This is a genomic window from Thalassotalea sp. G20_0 (genome assembly GCF_017744175.1).
Classification (GTDB): Bacteria; Pseudomonadota; Gammaproteobacteria; order Pseudomonadales; family Endozoicomonadaceae; genus Endozoicomonas.
The window spans coordinates 1-2,074 of record NZ_JAGHQV010000161.1 but is presented as its reverse complement, the minus strand read 5'-3'; the positions used below and the strand labels follow the sequence as shown (position 1 = coordinate 2,074).

General features: G+C 54.7%; 1 protein-coding gene. It reads left to right on the top strand.

What is annotated here, in order from left to right; genetic code table 11:
- Window positions 1-2,074 (top strand): DUF1601 domain-containing protein (locus tag J7438_RS25215; protein WP_209278801.1); only part of this gene is annotated, 2,074 nt, incomplete at both ends.

Here is a 2,074-nt window from a genome sequence, read left to right as displayed (position 1 = left end):
ACGCACAGAAAGACCAATTTATTCCTCAGCATATTGCCAACCTGCTGTGGGCCATGGCGAAACTGGTGGACAACGGGCTGGAGCGCACAGCAGAGTTCAAAGAGGCTGTGGTCTTGTTGTTGCCCCATGTAAACGTACAGAAAGACCAATTTATTCCTCAGGGTATCATCAACCTGCTGTGGGCCATGGCGAAAATGGTAGACAACGGGCAGGAACTCACTCCGGGGCTCAAAGAGGCCGTAGCCGCGCTGTTGCCCCACGTGAACGCACAGGAAGACCAATTTAATGCCCAGGGTATCGCCAACCTGCTATGGGCCATGGCGAAACTGGTGGACAACGGGCTGGAGCGGACAACAGAGTTCAACGATGCCGTTGTCGCGCTGTTGCCCTTCGTGAACACACAGAAAAACCAACTTAATGCCCAGGGCATTGCCAACCTGCTGTGGGCCATGGCGAAACTGGCGGACAACTGGCAGAAGCAGACACCAGGGCTCAACGAGGCTGTGGTCGCCCTGTTGCCCCACGTGAGTGCACAGAAAGACCAATTTATTATTCAGCATATCACCAACCTGCTGTGGGCTATGGCGAAACTGGTGGACAATGGGCAGGAACAGACACCAGAGCTCAACGAGGCCGTGGCTGCCCTGTTGCCCCTCGTGAACACACAGAAAAACCAACTTAATGCCCAGGGCATTGCCAACCTGCTATGGGCCATGGCGAAACTGGTGGACAATGGGCAGGAACAGACACCAGAGCTCAACGAGGCCGTGGCTGCCCTGTTGCCCCTCGTGAACGCACAGAAAAACCAACTTAATGCCCAGGGCATTGCCAACCTGCTATGGGCCATGGCGAAACTGGTGGACAACGGGCTGAAGCCGACACCAGGGCTAAAAGAGGCCGTGGCTGCCTTGTTGCCCCTCCTGAAGGCACAGAAAAACCGACTTAATCCCCAGGGCATTGCCAACCTGCTGTGGGCCATGGCAAAACTTTTGTACAACGGGGTGCAGCAGACACCAGGGTTCAAAGAGGCCGTGGCCGCGTTGCTGCCCCACGTGAACGCACAGAAAGACCAATTTATTCCTCAGCATATCGCCAACCTGCTGTGGGCCATGGCAAAATTGGTTGATAGCGGCCAGGAGCGGACACCAGAGTTCAAAGAAGCCGTGGCCGCGCTGTTGCCCCGCGTGAACGCACAGAAAAACCAATTTAATGCCCAGGAAATCGCCAACCTGCTGTGGGCCATGGCAAAATTGATTGATAGCGGCCAGGAGCGAACACCAGAGCTCAAAGAAGCCGTGGCCGCGCTGTTGCCCCGCGTGAACGCACAGAAAAACCAATTTAATGCCCAGGAAATCGCCAACCTGCTGTGGGCCATGGCGAAACTGGTGGACAACGGGCAGGAGTGGACACCAGGACTCAAAGAGGCCGTGGCCGCACTGTTGCCCCACGTGAACACACAGAAAAACCAATTTAATGCCCAGGAAATCGCCAACCTGCTGTGGGCCATGGCGAAACTGGTGGACAACGGGCATGAGCAGACACCAGGGCTCAAAGAGGCCGTGGCCGCACTGTTGCCCCACGTGAACACACAGAAAAAACAATTTAATGCCCAGGGTATCGCCAACCTGCTGTGGACCATGGCGAAACTGGTGGACAACGGGCATGAGCAGACACCAGGGCTCAAAGAAGCCGTGGCCGCACTGTTGCCCCACGTGAACGCACAGAAAGACCAATTTAGTGCCCAGGGTATTGCCATCCTGCTGTGGGCCATGGCGAAGCTGGGTGAACTCCTTGAGCTGAACGTGATTACCTCTACGTTCGAGTCGCTTGTCTATCGAATCAGTGAGAACCCTCAGTTTTCTCAGCAAGAGATATCGATGTCTCTCTGGGGAGTAATGGTATGCTGTGCCAGGTTGGCTCTAGACTCCAATGCCAATAAAAATAACTTGTTTGAAAAGCATATGGATGACTTGTTCACTCGCCTGGAAAATACATCGCCAGATAATGAAGAAGAACAATCCAACATGATCATGGCTGCAAGTTGGCTTGGCAGAGCGTGTCCGTTCGTCCGCCA